General features: G+C 54.1%; 15 protein-coding genes and 1 pseudogene. 7 read left to right on the top strand and 9 right to left on the bottom strand.

Features of this window, described 5'->3' with window-relative positions; genetic code table 11:
* The first annotated feature begins 303 nt into the window (after nucleotides 1-303).
* Entirely contained in the window at nucleotides 304-1,074 is a 771-nt protein-coding gene (locus tag NBE99_RS13125; protein ID WP_250682479.1) for a winged helix-turn-helix domain-containing protein, read from the top strand.
* Here NBE99_RS13125 and NBE99_RS13130 read toward each other — a convergent pair.
* Genes NBE99_RS13130 through NBE99_RS13140 form a run of 3 tightly spaced genes read right to left on the bottom strand, consistent with a single transcriptional unit; the run spans nucleotide 1,040 to nucleotide 2,456 of the window.
* Nucleotides 1,040-1,249: a hypothetical protein gene (locus NBE99_RS13130; protein WP_250682480.1), complete on the bottom strand. Its 210-nt coding sequence runs from the start codon at nucleotides 1,247-1,249 to the stop codon at nucleotides 1,040-1,042. The two genes, NBE99_RS13125 and NBE99_RS13130, sit on opposite strands and share 35 nt — an antisense overlap.
* A gap of 1 nt (nucleotide 1,250) precedes the next feature.
* On the bottom strand, nucleotides 1,251-2,111 hold the full coding sequence (locus tag NBE99_RS13135; RefSeq protein WP_250682481.1) for a shikimate dehydrogenase: 861 nt from the start codon (nucleotides 2,109-2,111) through the stop codon (nucleotides 1,251-1,253).
* 6 nt (nucleotides 2,112-2,117) lie between these two features.
* Nucleotides 2,118-2,456 carry a P-II family nitrogen regulator gene (locus NBE99_RS13140; protein WP_250682482.1) on the bottom strand — a complete coding sequence of 113 codons (339 nt, stop codon included), beginning with the start codon at nucleotides 2,454-2,456 and terminating at the stop codon, nucleotides 2,118-2,120.
* A 178-nt stretch (nucleotides 2,457-2,634) separates the two neighbouring features.
* Here NBE99_RS13140 and rph point away from each other — a divergent pair, with 178 nt between their 5' ends.
* The 4 genes from rph to NBE99_RS13160 all read left to right on the top strand — a co-directional run bounded on the left by rph (nucleotide 2,635) and on the right by NBE99_RS13160 (nucleotide 6,913).
* Nucleotides 2,635-3,363: a ribonuclease PH gene (gene rph / locus NBE99_RS13145; protein WP_250682483.1), complete on the top strand. Its 729-nt coding sequence runs from the start codon at nucleotides 2,635-2,637 to the stop codon at nucleotides 3,361-3,363.
* Nucleotides 3,356-3,967, top strand: a complete 612-nt coding sequence (locus NBE99_RS13150; RefSeq protein ID WP_250682484.1) for a hypothetical protein — start codon at nucleotides 3,356-3,358, stop codon at nucleotides 3,965-3,967. The genes rph and NBE99_RS13150 overlap by 8 nt, the downstream gene beginning before the upstream one ends.
* 173 nt (nucleotides 3,968-4,140) lie before the next feature.
* Nucleotides 4,141-5,670 carry a YifB family Mg chelatase-like AAA ATPase gene (locus tag NBE99_RS13155; RefSeq protein WP_250682485.1) on the top strand — a complete coding sequence of 510 codons (1,530 nt, stop codon included), beginning with the start codon at nucleotides 4,141-4,143 and terminating at the stop codon, nucleotides 5,668-5,670.
* A complete protein-coding gene (locus NBE99_RS13160; protein ID WP_399370647.1) occupies nucleotides 5,624-6,913 on the top strand; it encodes an ABC transporter substrate-binding protein in 1,290 nt (429 codons plus the stop codon). The genes NBE99_RS13155 and NBE99_RS13160 overlap by 47 nt, the downstream gene beginning before the upstream one ends.
* Here NBE99_RS13160 and hpnH read toward each other — a convergent pair.
* The gene (gene hpnH / locus NBE99_RS13165; RefSeq protein ID WP_250682487.1) at nucleotides 6,910-7,920 is read right to left on the bottom strand and encodes an adenosyl-hopene transferase HpnH; all 1,011 of its coding nucleotides are present in this window, start codon (nucleotides 7,918-7,920) and stop codon (nucleotides 6,910-6,912) included. The genes NBE99_RS13160 and hpnH overlap by 4 nt on opposite strands.
* Before the next feature lie 532 nt (nucleotides 7,921-8,452).
* Here hpnH and NBE99_RS13170 point away from each other — a divergent pair.
* Nucleotides 8,453-10,441: an Rne/Rng family ribonuclease gene (locus NBE99_RS13170; protein WP_250682488.1), complete on the top strand. Its 1,989-nt coding sequence runs from the start codon at nucleotides 8,453-8,455 to the stop codon at nucleotides 10,439-10,441.
* 8 nt (nucleotides 10,442-10,449) lie between these two features.
* Nucleotides 10,450-11,334: a glutaminase gene (locus NBE99_RS13175; protein WP_250682489.1), complete on the top strand. Its 885-nt coding sequence runs from the start codon at nucleotides 10,450-10,452 to the stop codon at nucleotides 11,332-11,334.
* On the opposite strand, the gene NBE99_RS13180 is transcribed toward NBE99_RS13175, so the two are convergent.
* The 5 genes and pseudogenes from NBE99_RS13180 to rpmH form a co-directional block, all read right to left on the bottom strand.
* Nucleotides 11,281-11,817 (bottom strand): R3H domain-containing nucleic acid-binding protein, encoded by a 537-nt coding sequence (locus tag NBE99_RS13180; protein ID WP_250682490.1) that lies wholly within the window; start codon nucleotides 11,815-11,817, stop codon nucleotides 11,281-11,283. The genes NBE99_RS13175 and NBE99_RS13180 overlap by 54 nt on opposite strands.
* Before the next feature lie 8 nt (nucleotides 11,818-11,825).
* Entirely contained in the window at nucleotides 11,826-13,031 is a 1,206-nt protein-coding gene (gene yidC, locus NBE99_RS13185; RefSeq protein ID WP_250682491.1) for a membrane protein insertase YidC, read from the bottom strand.
* 47 nt (nucleotides 13,032-13,078) lie between these two features.
* A complete protein-coding gene (locus tag NBE99_RS13190; protein ID WP_250683746.1) occupies nucleotides 13,079-13,474 on the bottom strand; it encodes a PH domain-containing protein in 396 nt (131 codons plus the stop codon).
* 72 nt (nucleotides 13,475-13,546) lie between these two features.
* Nucleotides 13,547-13,816: pseudogene (gene rnpA, locus NBE99_RS13195) on the bottom strand (ribonuclease P protein component); the annotation flags it as partial.
* The gene (rpmH, locus tag NBE99_RS13200; protein WP_011056450.1) at nucleotides 13,816-13,953 is read right to left on the bottom strand and encodes a 50S ribosomal protein L34; all 138 of its coding nucleotides are present in this window, start codon (nucleotides 13,951-13,953) and stop codon (nucleotides 13,816-13,818) included. The gene rpmH and the pseudogene rnpA, both read right to left, overlap by 1 nt.
* Between the last annotated feature and the right edge of the window lie 180 nt (nucleotides 13,954-14,133).

Below are 14,133 nucleotides of genomic sequence, written 5' to 3' on the forward strand. Positions count from 1 at the left end.
ATACCTGAATACTTTGGGAGGAAGCTGTTAGATAAATTGCGATATGTGCAACTAAAACTGAGTCGGCAGTGTATGGCTAGCGCTATGCAAGCTACGATAGTGCACTGGAGCTTTGATTGGCAGCCAGAGCTACGTGTGGCTTGGAATGTTAAGTTTTGCTGCAGGATTTAACACTTCTGAGAGTCTCTATATCCTTAGAGAACTGTTACCGAGTGAACGTGCACCCTGTGATCCACAGGGGGTTTATATTGGGAGTGAACATCTCATTAGAGAGAAGCCAACAGGGCACTACGCAGGTTTTTTATGCTTTCTATTGATACAGTCGCCGAACCCGCCAAGGCTCCTTTTGCCACACCACCTGCCCTTGCCAACATTTTAGTGGTTGAAGATGAAGACTTGATTCGGGAAACTCTTGTCCTTGCTTTGCAGGAGGAAGGCTACCATACCCTTGTGGCCAGCGATGGTTATGAAGCCCTCAATCTCATTAATACCTATCTCCTGATCGATACTAGTCCTGAAAATACAGAGGTGCATTTGATCATCCTAGATGTCATGCTCCCGGGCATCAATGGATTAGATCTGTGCCGCTTAATTCGCCGTGAAGGGTGCACAGTTCCCATTCTCATGATCAGTGCCAAAGGCAGTGAAATTGATCGCGTGGTTGGCCTTGAAATTGGTGCCGATGACTACTTGGCTAAGCCCTTTGGTATGCGGGAGATGCTGGCGCGCTGTCGTGCCCTATTGCGGCGGACGCAAATTCAACAGGCCACAGTGCCAACGGTTCTGCGCTTTCGTGATCTCTGTCTCTATCCCCAAGAATGCCGCGTAACCCTGCGGGGCGAGGAGATCAATCTATCCCCCAAAGAATATAAACTGCTTGAACTGTTTATGCGTCACCCTCGCCGCGTTTGGCCACGGGAGCAGTTACTCGATCAAGTGTGGGGGCACGACTTTATTGGCGACAGCAAAACCGTCGATGTCCACATCCGCTGGCTACGGGAGAAAATTGAAACCGATCCCAGTCATCCCCAGTACATTCTTACGGTGCGGGGTTTTGGCTATCGTTTTGGTTGAGCCTCAGTAGGACAATCGCCATCAAAGCTGCCGGTAAAAGGAGCAGTAAAGCAATTATGCCGAAACTTGGCGGCAAGGGATAGAGGGGAGCCGCAAATTTAATCCCTAGGGAAATCAACAGCGACACAAGGAAAACCACGGATAACCACGTTAGTTCTGACAGCCATGGTGTCATGTTATTTCTCCATCCCTAGGGCAGTTTCAAGGGCAGTGGCCATGATGGCAGTGGGTGCGGGTTGGCCAATCCAGTACTCCAAGGCTGCGGCTCCCTGATGGAGAAGCATGGCAAGGCCGTCGAAGGTTTGCAGTCCCCGTGCCATCGCTAATTGCAGGAGGAGGGTGGGGCGAGGCTTGTAGATCAGGTCATAGACAATGGCGGTGGTGGGCAATCGTGCCAAGTCCTCGGCTGTTAGGGGGGTGGTGCCAGTATGGGGACTCATGCCAATGGGGGTGGTATTGACCACAAGGCTGACTTTCTCCAAACAACTGGCTCGCTCTGACCATGAAAGGGGATGGAGAGTGATCTGTGGCCAACTGGCAACAAAGGCCTCTAGCCGTTCCTCTTGGCGACCACTGATATAAATCTGCCGACAGCCCAAGTCATAACAGGCAGTGACCACGGCTCGTGCCGCACCGCCATAGCCCAAGACTAAAACGGCAATCTCTGACCACGGGTAGGATTGTTGCCGCAGTGGTGCTAAGAAGCCATGCACATCAGTATTGGTACCGACCCATCCCTTTTCACTGCGATAGACGGTGTTAACTGCCCCCACCTGCTGTGCGAGGTCGCTGACATCCGCCAAATAGGAAAGGATGGTTTCCTTGTGGGGAATGGTGACATTAAAGCCGACGACGTTCAGGGCATCTAGGCCAGCGATCGCTACCCCCAACTGCTGTGGTTTGACCCAAAAGGGCACATAGACATAGTCTAGACCAAGATGTTCCAGCGCTGCATTGTGCATTGCCGGTGAGAGGGTGTGCGCAATCGGGTCACCAATGACTCCCAGAAGTTGGGTTTGGCCAGAGATCTTCGGCATCCGCCCCTAGACAGCCTCGTGATCTTTTTCGCTGGTACGAATGCGAATGACCTGCTCTACGGGGGTGACGAAGATCTTACCGTCGCCAATTTCGCCGGTGCGGGCAGCTTCAATAATTTTCGCCACGACCATATCCACCTGATCGTCTTCGACCACAATCTCAACTTTTAACTTTTGTAAAAATTCCACCGTGTATTCTGAACCACGGTACCGTTCCGTTTGCCCCTTTTGCCGCCCAAAGCCGCGTACTTCGGAGACGGTCATGCCGACAATACCCGCATTGACAAGGGCAATCTTGACTTCATCCAGTTTGAAGGGACGAATAATGGCTTCTACCTTTTTCAATGTCAAACTCCTTACTTTATGGCAACGGGCTAATCTTTATTTAGCATTGGCAAAAGAGTATAGCGTGTAGCAATAACTACATTATCTCCAATCGTCGGGCGATCGCCCAATGGGAAGGTCTCGCGCTGGCTCCAGAAAATAAGCTCTAATAGGGAAGGTGATTGAGAGGGAGTCAAGCATGGGGTGGCAGCGACCCGATGGCCGTCAACCACAGGAATTGCGATCGCACCGCTTTCAGCGACATTTCACTCAATTTGCCTTGGGATCAGTCCTTGCCCAAGCAGGGCACACTCAAGTCCTGTGTACCGTCAGTCTCACCGAAGGTGTACCCAAGTTCCTAGAAGGCACGGGTCAAGGCTGGCTGACCGCCGAGTACCGCATGCTGCCCAGTGCGACACGACCCCGACAAGAGCGGGAATTTCTCAAACTCTCTGGGCGCACCCAAGAAATCCAGCGCCTCATTGGTCGCAGTTTACGCTCTGCCTTGGACTTATCCTTACTGGGGGAGCGCACGCTAATTGTGGATGCGGATGTCCTCCAAGCCGATGCTGGCACGCGATCGCTGGCGATTACTGGCGGATACATTGCCTTGGTGGATGCCCTTAGTTCTCTGCTTCAGCAAGGGGTGCTCAGAGAATCCCCCCTGCGCCATCAGGTGGCGGCAGTCTCTGTGGGTTTAATTGACGGTGACCCCTATCTCGATTTGAGCTACGCTGAGGATGTCGCTGCCAGTGTGGACTTCAATGTTGTGATGACAGCCAATGGTCAATTCATTGAGGTTCAAGGAACAGCCGAGATGAGTTCCTTTGATCGGGCAACCCTTGATCGGCTTCTCGATGTGGCGACCCAAGGTATCCAAGAGCTAATTGAGATCCAACAGCGCGTCCTAGCGGCAAGCCATGAGTGAGCCGGCCATTTACCTCGGACACATCGTCAAGTCCAACTCCCACTGCGATTATGTAGCACAACTGGTGGATCGATTGGATGTGTCCCACCCCCCCACCCCAGAAGACTACAGCTTTGGTCGCTTTGTCAAGCTAGAGGATGAGCAGCGCCATTGGGCGGTCGGCGTCATTTACAATTCGCAACTGTTGAATCCCCAGTTCCATCAGATTAGCCCTCGCCTCACCACTCATGCTGACACCTTTCTCAGTCCGGATTTGGTCAGTGAAACCCGCACCCTGCTGTGGATTGCCCTCATTGGTCATTTGGTGACTGCCGAGGATCGCCTCTATGGCCAGCAGGGGATGCCGAAGCTGGTGGTGCCAGTCAATACCCCTGTTTGGCAGCTAACAACCGCAGAGGTACTCGCCTTTCATCGCAGTGCCCAAGGCCAAGCCCAGTTTCGCTACTATGCCCATTTGTTGCGCTCAACGGGAAACTATGCCGCACCCTTGTTGGGGCAAATTCTGGAAACCATTACGCCCCTCTTCAGTGGGACTGAACAGCGATCGCTAGCAATTCTCAGCAAAGAGCTGGCCTGGCGGCACACATTGGGGAGCTTACGCTAGGACTAGATACAGAAATTGGGGTTTGGCAAACAAACTTCATGAAAAATTCTATGCAATGGTGACAAATCTAGGATCTTTCTGCTAAGGTCATTAAGTGTGTGAGGAGCGAACCAGTTAAGGGCACCGAGACGAAACACGGCCAGTCGTCGGTGCTCTTTCTGATTTTTGAGACTATGCTGGCACGAGTTTGGAGTGCAGCCGTTCTAGGAATTGACGCGATTCCCGTTGGCGTGGAGGTAGATGTTTCCGGCGGGTTACCGGGGATTGTCGTCGTTGGTTTGCCCGATGCGGGGGTTCAAGAGGCACGGGAGCGAGTGAAGGCGGCCATTCGCAATGCGGGGTTTAGCGTTCCAATGCGGCGAATTGTCGTGAATCTCACCCCTGCCGATTTACGCAAAGAAGGTCCTAGTTTCGATCTCCCTATTAGCGTTGGTATCCTAGCGGCCTCAGGACAGGTTGCAACCGACTTACTCGGTGATCATCTTTTTCTGGGGGAAGTGTCCCTCGATGGCACATTGCAAGCGGTGGCAGGGGTGCTGGCGATCGCCGTTGCCGCGCAAGCCCAAGGAATGACCGGTCTCGTGGTGCCGATGGCCAATGTCACGGAAGCAACGGTGGTGCGGGGACTGAAGGTCTATGGTTGCCACACCCTTGCCGAAGTCGCGGCTTTCTTGAATGACCCTAGCTCGCGATCGCCCGCCACGCATCCCTTGAATTCCCAGTTCTTACCCTCTCCCGAATTTACCCTTGACCTCAAAGACGTAAAGGGGCAGTATCAGGCACGGCGCGCCTTGGAAATTGCCGCTGCTGGCGGCCACAATCTCATCTTTGTCGGGCCACCGGGAAGTGGCAAAACAATGTTGGCGCGGCGTTTACCCACGATCTTGCCGCCCTTGACATTTGAAGAAGCCCTTGAAGTCACGAAAATTCATTCCGTTGCTGGCTTGCTCAAAGAACGCGGGCAGCTGCTGCAAACCCCTCCCTTTCGTAGCCCTCACCACTCTGCCTCTGGCCCTGCCCTTGTCGGGGGTGGCAGCTATCCACGACCGGGGGAAATCTCCCTTGCCCATCGCGGGGTGCTCTTTCTCGATGAATTGACGGAATTCAAGCGGGATGTGTTGGAGTTTTTGCGTCAGCCCCTTGAGGATGGCCAAGTCACAATTGCCCGCACCCGCCAATCCGTCGTTTTTCCAGCGCAATTTACCTTGGTGGCCAGCACGAATCCCTGTCCCTGTGGCTACTATGGCGATCCCGTGCAACCCTGTACCTGCTCCCCTCGCCAGCGAGAACAGTATTGGGCAAAACTCTCTGGTCCGCTGTTGGATCGCATTGATTTGCAAGTGAGTGTCAGCCGCCTCAAGCCAGAGGAAATCACCCGCCAAGCGCCGGGAGAAGATTCAGCCACCGTACGGCAGCGGGTCTTGGCGGCGCGATCGCGAGCGCAACGGCGGTTTGCCCAAGAACCCAGTCTCCACTGCAATGCCCAAATGCAAAGTCGCCATCTGCGCCAGTGGTGTCGTCTAGATGAGCCTTCCACGAAGCTTCTAGAGGGGGCGATCGCCAAATTAGGGCTATCGGCACGAGCCACAGACCGTATCCTAAAAGTAGCCCGTACAATTGCCGATTTGGCCGACTGTGAAACGATTGCCGCTGCCCATGTGGCCGAAGCCATTCAATACCGCACGATTGATCGTCTGCAATAGACGTGGCTGGTGCGCGCTGCTGCTGGGTTTCTTAGCTCTACTGCTTATTGGCTGTACAACGGCGACCCAATCCGAGAAGCCAATTGAACTCGTGTTTTGGCATGGGGTCAACCCACCCCCCAACCGCGTGGTACTCCAGCGGCTTGTGGATCGCTTCAATGCTCGGCATCCCCAGATTCACGTTCAAGCCCTCTATGTCGGACAGCCGGATCAACAGTTGCCCAAAATTCTAGCGGCGGTGGTGGGCAATGCCGCACCGGATCTGCTCTGGTATAACCCCACGATCACGGGTCAATTTGTTGATCTGGGGGCCCTGCGTCCCCTCGATGACTGGTGGCAAGCCTCCCCCTACCGTGACCACGTCAGTCCTGCCCTGATTCCAACGATGCGCTACGGCGGCCATTACTGGTCAATTCCCTTTGCCACGAACAATGTTGGAATCTTTTATCGTCCGAGCTTATTTGCTGCCGCTGGCATACAAACCCTGCCCACCACATGGCAGGAGTTGGAGCAGGTGAGCCAAACCCTCAAGGCACAGGGCATCACCCCGCTGCTCCTTGCCCTTGGCCAAGGGGAATTTGCCGTTTTCACATGGTTGCCCTTCTTTTGGAGCGCCGGTGGCAGTCTCGGAGAAACGCCAGAAACCGCCCACATTGACACACCGCCAGCGATCGCGGCTCTTGACTTTTGGCAACGCCTACGACAAAAGGGTCTCGCCATCCTCTCTGCCCCTGAACGTGGCTATGAACTGGATCAATTTATCCGTGGCGAAGTGGCGATGCAGATTACTGGCCCTTGGACATTAGCTCAACTGCAACAGTCGGGGATAGATTTTGGCGTCCTCCCCATGCCCGCCCTCCAGACCCCTGCAACAGCCCTAGGGGGAGAAAACCTCTTTGTCTTTCGCTCAACACCCCAGCGGGAACAGGCGGCTTTGGCATTCCTAGACTATGTCCTCAGTGAAGAATTCCAAACAGAGTGGGCTTTGGGGACAGGATACTTGCCAGTGAACGAAACGGTGCGTGCCAACGATCGCTACCAAGCCTTTGTGTCGCAACAGCCGGCGCTCCGTGTCTTTTTGGATCAGATGGCCGCTGCTAGGGCTAGGCCTAACTTCCGTGGTTATGCCCGCTTTTCCCAAACCCTTGGGCGAGCGATCGAAAGCGTTCTCCTTGGAACATCAACCCCGAAAACCGCAGTGGAAACCGCAGAGCAACGTTGGCAACTGATGCGTCCGCGTTAGAAGAGACTACCCGCTGCCTTGACCATATTGGCTGGGTTAAAGGCATCCATGGCAGCGGTCGCCTCATAACCACAGTGCACCATGCAGTCACGGCACTTGGGATTGCCACTTTTGTGGCCGTATTTGTCCCAATCCGTGTTTTCAATCAGCTCCTTCCACGTCTTGTAGTGGCCTTCGTTCAGCAGATAGCAGGGCTTTTGCCAGCCCAATACGCTATAGCTAGGCATTCCCCAAGGGGTACACTCATAGTCCTTTTCACCCACAAGGAAATCAAGGAACAGGGGATTGTGGTTGAAATTCCACTTCTTCTGACCCGCACGGTAGGGGGCGAGAATTTCACGGAAGAGGGCACGGGTTTGCTCCCGCTTGAGGAAGTGCTCCTGATCCGGTGCCCACTCATAGGCATAGCCCGGCGAAATCATCATGCCATCCACCCCTAGGGAACTGACAAAATCAAAGAACTCTTGCATTTCCTTGGGATCCACCCCTTCAAAAATGGTCGTATTGGTGGTGACACGGAAGCCCTTTGCTTTGGCCGCTTTAATGGCTTTTACAGCCGTGTCAAAGACCCCTTTACGATCCACACATTTGTCGTGCCATTCCCGCAGACCATCGAGGTGAACGCTGAAGCTAAAGTAGGGGGAGGGCTTGAACTTGTGGAGATTTTCCTCTAGAAGAATTCCGTTGGTGCACAGATAAACAAACTTCCGCCGTGCCACCAAGCCACTGACAATTTCATCAATTTGTGGGTGCAGCAGGGGTTCCCCACCGGGAATGGCGACAATCGGCGCACCACATTCCTCGACGGCCCGGAAGCACTCCTCCGGCGTGAGATACTTGCGCAAGACTTCAAGGGGATGCTGAATTTTACCGCAGCCCGAACAGGCCAGATTACAGCGAAAGAGAGGCTCAAGCATCAAGGTGAGGGGAAAGCGCTTTTTGCCCTGTAGGCGTTGTGAGATGATATAGGTTGCGACTTCCACTGCCTGCTTGATGTGGACTCCCATGGGCAATTCTCCTCAATGTGGCTAATTTTCTAGCCAAGACGCTTAATAGATGCTTATAGTTGTAGCAGCTTTGTGGGCGATCGCCAAAGTGTCCTATCAGGTTTGCAAAGTGGCACACTATGCTCGTGCTCAAGAGGGTAGCGGCACCGACGGTGAAAATTTTTGCAAAATCCCCTAGCCAATCTTGACAGAGATACATATAATCAGAGACCATTAGAGGTACTGTAGAAAAATCCCTTTTGCTTAACCTCTATAGCCTAAGAGACCAAAGGTTAAGCATAGACTTTCATCAAGGCTGGCATGGGGTGACATCTTTCCCTTCTGCAAATCGTGCAGGGCTTTTTAGGTATCACCAGAGTTGCGTTCCGCGTTCCAATGCCAACCCACCTCTACAGGAACCCTTTTCCCAACCATCTTAAAGCCAAACTTGCATGCGTCCCTTACAGGGGCAAGAGTGGCTAAACACTGTGCTAGATGCCTTTAGCCAATTCATGCTGACGTTTATTTTGTTAAGAAATTCTAAGGATAATGAATGCCTAAGCAAATTATTATTGCCGAGGAACATCGGCTAGCGGCGGTCTTTGCCGAGGATCAAATTCAAGAATTGATTGTGGCCACGGGAACCCATCAGGTGGGGGACATCTACCTTGGCGTTGTTGAAAATGTCCTGCCGGGCATTGATGCGGCCTTTGTCAATTTAGGGGATGCCTCCCGTAATGGCTTTATCCATGTGACTGACCTAGGACCATTACGCCTGAAGCGAACTGCTGGGGCAATCACGGAATTGCTCGCACCGCAGCAAAAAGTGCTGGTTCAGGTGATGAAGGAACCCACGGGCAATAAAGGGCCACGGCTGACAGGAAATATTTCGTTGCCTGGGCGCTATCTCGTGCTGATGCCCTATGGTCGGGGGGTGAATCTATCGCGACGGATTACCAATGAAGCGGAACGGCATCGGCTACGTGCCTTGGGTATTTTGGTCAAACCCGCTGGCATGGGGCTACTGGTGCGTACAGAGGCTGAGGGTGTCTCCGAAGAGGCCATACTTGAGGATCTGGAACTCCTGCAACGGCAGTGGGAAACGATTCAACAGCAGGCGGCCTCCAGCCGTCCTCCCCAGCTTCTGGGGCGCGATGATGACTTTATCCAAAAAGTGCTGCGGGATGTCTATAGCAGTGATGTCAACCGCATTGTGGTGGATACTCCGGATGGCGTCAAACGGGTAAAACAGCACCTAAAAAACTGGAATGTCAATAAGCCCGTGGGGGTTCTCATTGACTATCACCAAGAACCCATCCCCATCTTGGATTACTTTCGGGTGAATGCTGCCATTCGTGAAGCCCTTAAACCCCGTGTGGATTTGCCCTCCGGCGGCTATATCATCATTCAACCGACAGAGGCATTGACGGTCATTGATGTTAACTCCGGTTCATTCACCAGTTCAGCTACCTCGCGGGAAACAGTGCTGTGGACGAACTGCGAAGCGGCTACGGAGATTGCTCGCCAACTGCGACTACGCAATATTGCTGGGGTGATCATTGTTGATTTTATTGACATGGATTCCCGCCGCGACCAGTTGCAACTGCTGGAGCACTTTAGTAAAGCCCTGCGTGCTGATAAAGCTCGCCCCCAAATTGCTCAACTCTCAGAACTGGGGCTGGTGGAACTGACCCGCAAACGCCAAGGGCAAAATATTTACGAACTCTTTGGCCGTCCCTGCAGTGCCTGCGGTGGCTTGGGTCACTTGGTGCATTTACCCGGTGAACCGGAGGATAGCCCCGGTGAAATTGTCGAGCGATCGCCCATGCCCCGTCCACCGGAGCCACGCCGCAGTTTAGAATCCCGCACTGAACCCAATGGCTTTCCCAGTAGCAGTCTAGAGACCCAACTCATTAACCACCCTGACTATCAAGCGGTGGGGGGTCTTCGCCCGCGTTCTTCCCGCAGTAGTCATCCACCAACCCCGCGCAGTCCTCGCCGTACCCCCGAAAATGGCAATGGCCGCAAGGTAATTACCACGCCTACAGAAACGGCGCCGCCGCCAGTGGTTAAAGTGGAGAGCCGTCCGCCGCGCCCTGCCCGTCCTAGCCGCTCTGAACCAGCGGAAGTGATTACCGTAACAATGACGGATCAAGAGCAGGCGGTCTATGCGGAAATGGGAATTTCTCCCCTTGTCCTCCACCCTGAGGAAGTGAAAAATCCGCGGGGAACGATTGTTATGGTGGCACGCCCTGGCCAAGACCCCCTACCCCTGCCCCAGAAAACAGCCCGACCCGTCAGTGAGGGAATGCCTGAGGATATCCCAGAGACTGCTGATGAGCCGCCTTCCCCTGTGGTCAGCACGATTAATGTCGAGCCGATTCCTGCCACCGCGCTGCTCAATACCAGTGGGCCAGAAGTCACTCCTGAGACTGAATCCGTCGGGGAAGCATCAACCACAGAGGCCGCTGTGCCCGCAGGTCGGCGGCGGCGGCGACGGGTCACCACTAGCGAGCAACTCTCCCTCGATGCCAATACTTAGGCTCAGCAATGCTGGGGGATCTAGACCCTGCCCTCATCCAAGAGTGGCTCAAGGCTGCACCAGGAGAAGTTGCCAAGGGGGAACCCCTGCAGCGGCTACCGAGGGTGGGGTCTGAAGCCTTTGCGTTTGCTGTTGTAACCCCAGAACATCAATTCACCCTTGGGCGCTCCACGCTACGCTTTCCCTTAATGAGCGCGATTAAGCCCTTTTTACTGCTGTATGCCTTGACGCTGTGGCAGGAGCAGGTGTGGACGTGGGTAGGGCAGCGACCCTCAGATTACCCCTATAACTCTGTGTTGCAGTTAACCCTCGATCAGGGGTGGCCCCGCAATCCGATGATCAATAGTGGGGCGATCGCCCTCGCGAGCCAGTTGTCCCAAGTGGGGGGGGTAGCCGCCTTTCAAACATGGCTGAATGAGTGTGCCGGTACCGAGTTGCGAGTGGATGAGGCGGTCTTAGCTGCGGTTCATCGCCATCCCAACTGGCAAAATCGCACCCTTGCTCACTTTTTGGTTGAGTCTGGACGGATTGCCGATGCGGGGGTTGCCCTTGAAATCTACAATCAGGTGTGCTGTTTCCAAGGAACGATTGAGGAGGTGGCGCGCCTAGGTCTGCTGTTGGCGTTGCCCCATGAAAAGGTGAGCGATCGCCACCGCCAGCAGGTGAATGTGCTCATGCTCACCTGTGGTCTTTACGAAGACTCCCCCCGCTATGCCCTAGAGATTGGCTTGCCCGTGAAATCGGGTGTCAGCGGTGTGATTTTGGCCATCGTGCCGCGACAGGGGGCGATCGCCTGCTACAGTCCACCCCTTGATCCCAGTGGCAACTCGATTTTAGGTCTATACCTGCTCCAGCGCATCAGCCGCCACTTCGGCCTCAGTCCCTTGGGCTAACTGCACCACCAAGCGGCGATCAGGTTCCTCGCCGTGGCTAAAGGTTTCAAGGCAATCGCTCTCTACCTTAATGAGACTGTGAACGACACGCCGCTCTGCCGCTGACAGCGAGCGAATTTCAACCGGTTTACCGGTGTCGAGGACTTGGGCAGCCACCTGATGGGCAATCTCCTGCAACTGCCGGTAGCGGGCACGCCGGTAGCCCGCCAATTCTAGGGTAAAAGCCGTTTGCTCCTCCCGTGATCGCCCCAAATTCAACGTGGCATTGAGCAGATATTGCAACGCATCGAGGGCTTGGGCATTGTTGGCCAGCAGTGATTCAATTTGCGCAGCACTCAGCGACTGGCGATCGATCTCTAGCCAGTGCCCCGGCACCACACCTGCTAAAGGGGACTCCACCACGGAAACGGTTGTCTTAAAGCCTGCTAAAGCAAGCGCCTGTTCCAGCCACGCACACCCCGCAGCAATTGGATCAGCGGTCATGCCTCCCCTCAACTTGATGGATTACGCTTGGCTTTGGTGGCCTTGGCACTTTTGGCACCCTTGCCCTCAAAGGGAAGAGCAGCACGATTTTTAATGGCTTCAGCCCGTTCCTGCTCCTCCACCAGTTTTTGCAGGTTCTCTGGCAGCGGCTCCTGTTGAAGAATAAAGGTCTGCACCGTCTGGAAGATGTTGGCTATTAGCATATAGAGCAGCACCCCTGCCGGCAATGGGAAAAAGAGAAACATGCCAGAGAAGATGATCGGTGTCAATTGATTCACGGTTTGCTGCTGCGGGTTATTGCTGCTGCCTTGGCCAGAGAGCAACTGGTTGATGTAGAGACTGACGCCAAAGCCAAGGATCATGATCAGGATATCCCAGTGGATTGCCCCCCAATTAAACTGGCGTGTACCATCGGGCAGCGTGATGAACAGTTCCCCTTGATCAATGGCACCCACATGGCCAAGGGCAGAGATAAAGAGGAAACCTTGATCCGCGGCAATTCCCGGAATGGTTCCCTGAACGGTCAGGTCACCGGGTTGGAGAGCTTGGAGGTGACCTTCACTATCAATAGTTGCCCGCTCCTGACCGCGGATAATTTGCCACTTCGGTTGGAGATGATTATTGGGATAGGCAGCCGCCAGTTCACTAAAGGGCTTGCCTTCCTTAGTTTGGAACTGGAGATCCACCGTTTGACCCACTGGAATCTTGGTACCTGTGGAGACTACCGCTTGAATAGGGAAGTGTACCCCCTCATCCACGTAGATATTTTGTGGCTTGGTTGCAAAGGGTTGGACCAAGACCGTTGGATCGGCAGGGACAATTTGCAGGTTGAGCTGGTAATTCACATCAGCAAAGGGTGATCCGCGCAGTGTGGCAAAGAGGGCAAAGAGAATTGGCAACTGCAACAGCAGGGGGAAACACCCCGCCAAGGGATTGCCAAACTCCTTGTACACCTCTGCCATTGCCTTTTGCTGTTCGGCAGGATTGTCCTTGTATTTCTGTTGGATTTCCTGCATCCGTTTTTGCATGATCGGCTGCACCACTTTCATGCGCCGCATATTGCGAATTGATCCCGCACTGAGGGGATAGACGGCAAAGCGCACCACCAGTGTCAGCGCCACAATCGCAAGGCCATAGCTAGGCACAATCCCATAGAAAAAATCAAGGATTGGCAGCATGACATTGTTGGAGAGGAAACCGATACCAAAATCCATGGAATCCTGCAATTAGGGGTGAACAGTTAACAGAACTATCTTAGGTCTTAAGAACCAATCGCGCCACTGACACTTTTGGCAGCGGGACTTAATTTGGCAGAAATGTAGTCATAAATTTCACGGAAGCGAGGGACAGCGCGCATTTCTAAGCGACTACCATCTTTGAGGGTGACGACCATATCGCCGTAGGCGCCCCAACCACGAGGAACGGTAACGACTTTGGTGATTTCGCTATAAATGACATCGGAGCGATCGCGCCCCATCCAGCCGCCTATCACCGTAATCCGCCGATTGGTAATGCGGTAGCGCAGCCAGAGGGCACGCACAATGGCACCAACTGTAAGGGGCAAGCAGATGATCGTTAGCCCCAAGAGCAAGTTGATCATCAAGTCACCCCAATGGGGACCACCTTCATAAAAAACGTCTTCGGAAATTCCCGGCATTGTCACTACCCCTGCTTTGGCCATTAACTGCGTCAATTCAGCGCGACAGTCCTCGTCACTGACTTGCAGTGCCGCCTGACGCACTACCACAATCATATCCCACCCTGCGGCTATCTGCGGTAAGAGTGGTCGGATTACCCGTCGCCATTGCCGCTTCAAACGGTTGCGATCAACGGCTTGCTTACTGACCTTTTTGCTGACCACAATACCCAGCCGTGGCGCTCCCTTATGGGCTTGGGGCGCCAGCCAAAGAACCGCCAGTTTGCCGTGGTGGGCCGTTTTGTGCTGATAGACGCGGTCAAAGTCATGGCGATCGCGCAGGCGATGTTGACGAGGGAGCACTAGACGGTCAGCCGTGCCCGTCCTTTACGCCGCCGTGCCTTAATCACGTTCTGACCCGATTTGGTACGCATGCGCGCGCGGAACCCAGAGGTGCGTTTACGTTTGCGGACAGTGCCGCCCAGTGTACGTTGCGTCATGGCTGTTGCAGTTATGATGGTTAATCAGAAAAAACACTGCCCCAAGGGGCACGCCCTAGTCAGTCGTTAGAGCGATCTACAATCGTATCACTTCCCGTGAGGCAGCGGTAGCCCTGCAAGGCTATTGCCGTCTTGGTCGTGTTGCCTATCATTGCTCACAATCCTACGGACGAGGTTTGC

Origin of the sequence: Thermosynechococcus sp. HN-54 (assembly GCF_023650955.1) — a bacterium.
Classification (GTDB): domain Bacteria; phylum Cyanobacteriota; class Cyanobacteriia; order Thermosynechococcales; family Thermosynechococcaceae; genus Thermosynechococcus.

Bases quoted from the DNA above. Each gene is read 5' to 3' on its own strand.
- rpmH (WP_011056450.1), bottom strand. From the start codon at position 13,953: ATGACGCAACGTACACTGGGCGGCACTGTCCGCAAACGTAAACGCACC.
- hpnH (WP_250682487.1), bottom strand. From the start codon at position 7,920: ATGGGAGTCCACATCAAGCAGGCAGTGGAAGTCGCAACCTATATCATC.
- NBE99_RS13180 (WP_250682490.1), bottom strand. From the start codon at position 11,817: ATGACCGCTGATCCAATTGCTGCGGGGTGTGCGTGGCTGGAACAGGCG.
- yidC (WP_250682491.1), bottom strand. From the start codon at position 13,031: ATGGATTTTGGTATCGGTTTCCTCTCCAACAATGTCATGCTGCCAATC.
- NBE99_RS13150 (WP_250682484.1), top strand. From the start codon at position 3,356: ATGAGTGAGCCGGCCATTTACCTCGGACACATCGTCAAGTCCAACTCC.
- NBE99_RS13125 (WP_250682479.1), top strand. From the start codon at position 304: ATGCTTTCTATTGATACAGTCGCCGAACCCGCCAAGGCTCCTTTTGCC.
- NBE99_RS13190 (WP_250683746.1), bottom strand. From the start codon at position 13,474: ATGCCGGGAATTTCCGAAGACGTTTTTTATGAAGGTGGTCCCCATTGG.
- NBE99_RS13135 (WP_250682481.1), bottom strand. From the start codon at position 2,111: ATGCCGAAGATCTCTGGCCAAACCCAACTTCTGGGAGTCATTGGTGAC.
- NBE99_RS13130 (WP_250682480.1), bottom strand. From the start codon at position 1,249: ATGACACCATGGCTGTCAGAACTAACGTGGTTATCCGTGGTTTTCCTT.
- rph (WP_250682483.1), top strand. From the start codon at position 2,635: ATGGGGTGGCAGCGACCCGATGGCCGTCAACCACAGGAATTGCGATCG.
- NBE99_RS13170 (WP_250682488.1), top strand. From the start codon at position 8,453: ATGCCTAAGCAAATTATTATTGCCGAGGAACATCGGCTAGCGGCGGTC.
- NBE99_RS13155 (WP_250682485.1), top strand. From the start codon at position 4,141: ATGCTGGCACGAGTTTGGAGTGCAGCCGTTCTAGGAATTGACGCGATT.
- NBE99_RS13175 (WP_250682489.1), top strand. From the start codon at position 10,450: ATGCTGGGGGATCTAGACCCTGCCCTCATCCAAGAGTGGCTCAAGGCT.
- NBE99_RS13160 (WP_399370647.1), top strand. From the start codon at position 5,624: ATGTGGCCGAAGCCATTCAATACCGCACGATTGATCGTCTGCAATAGA.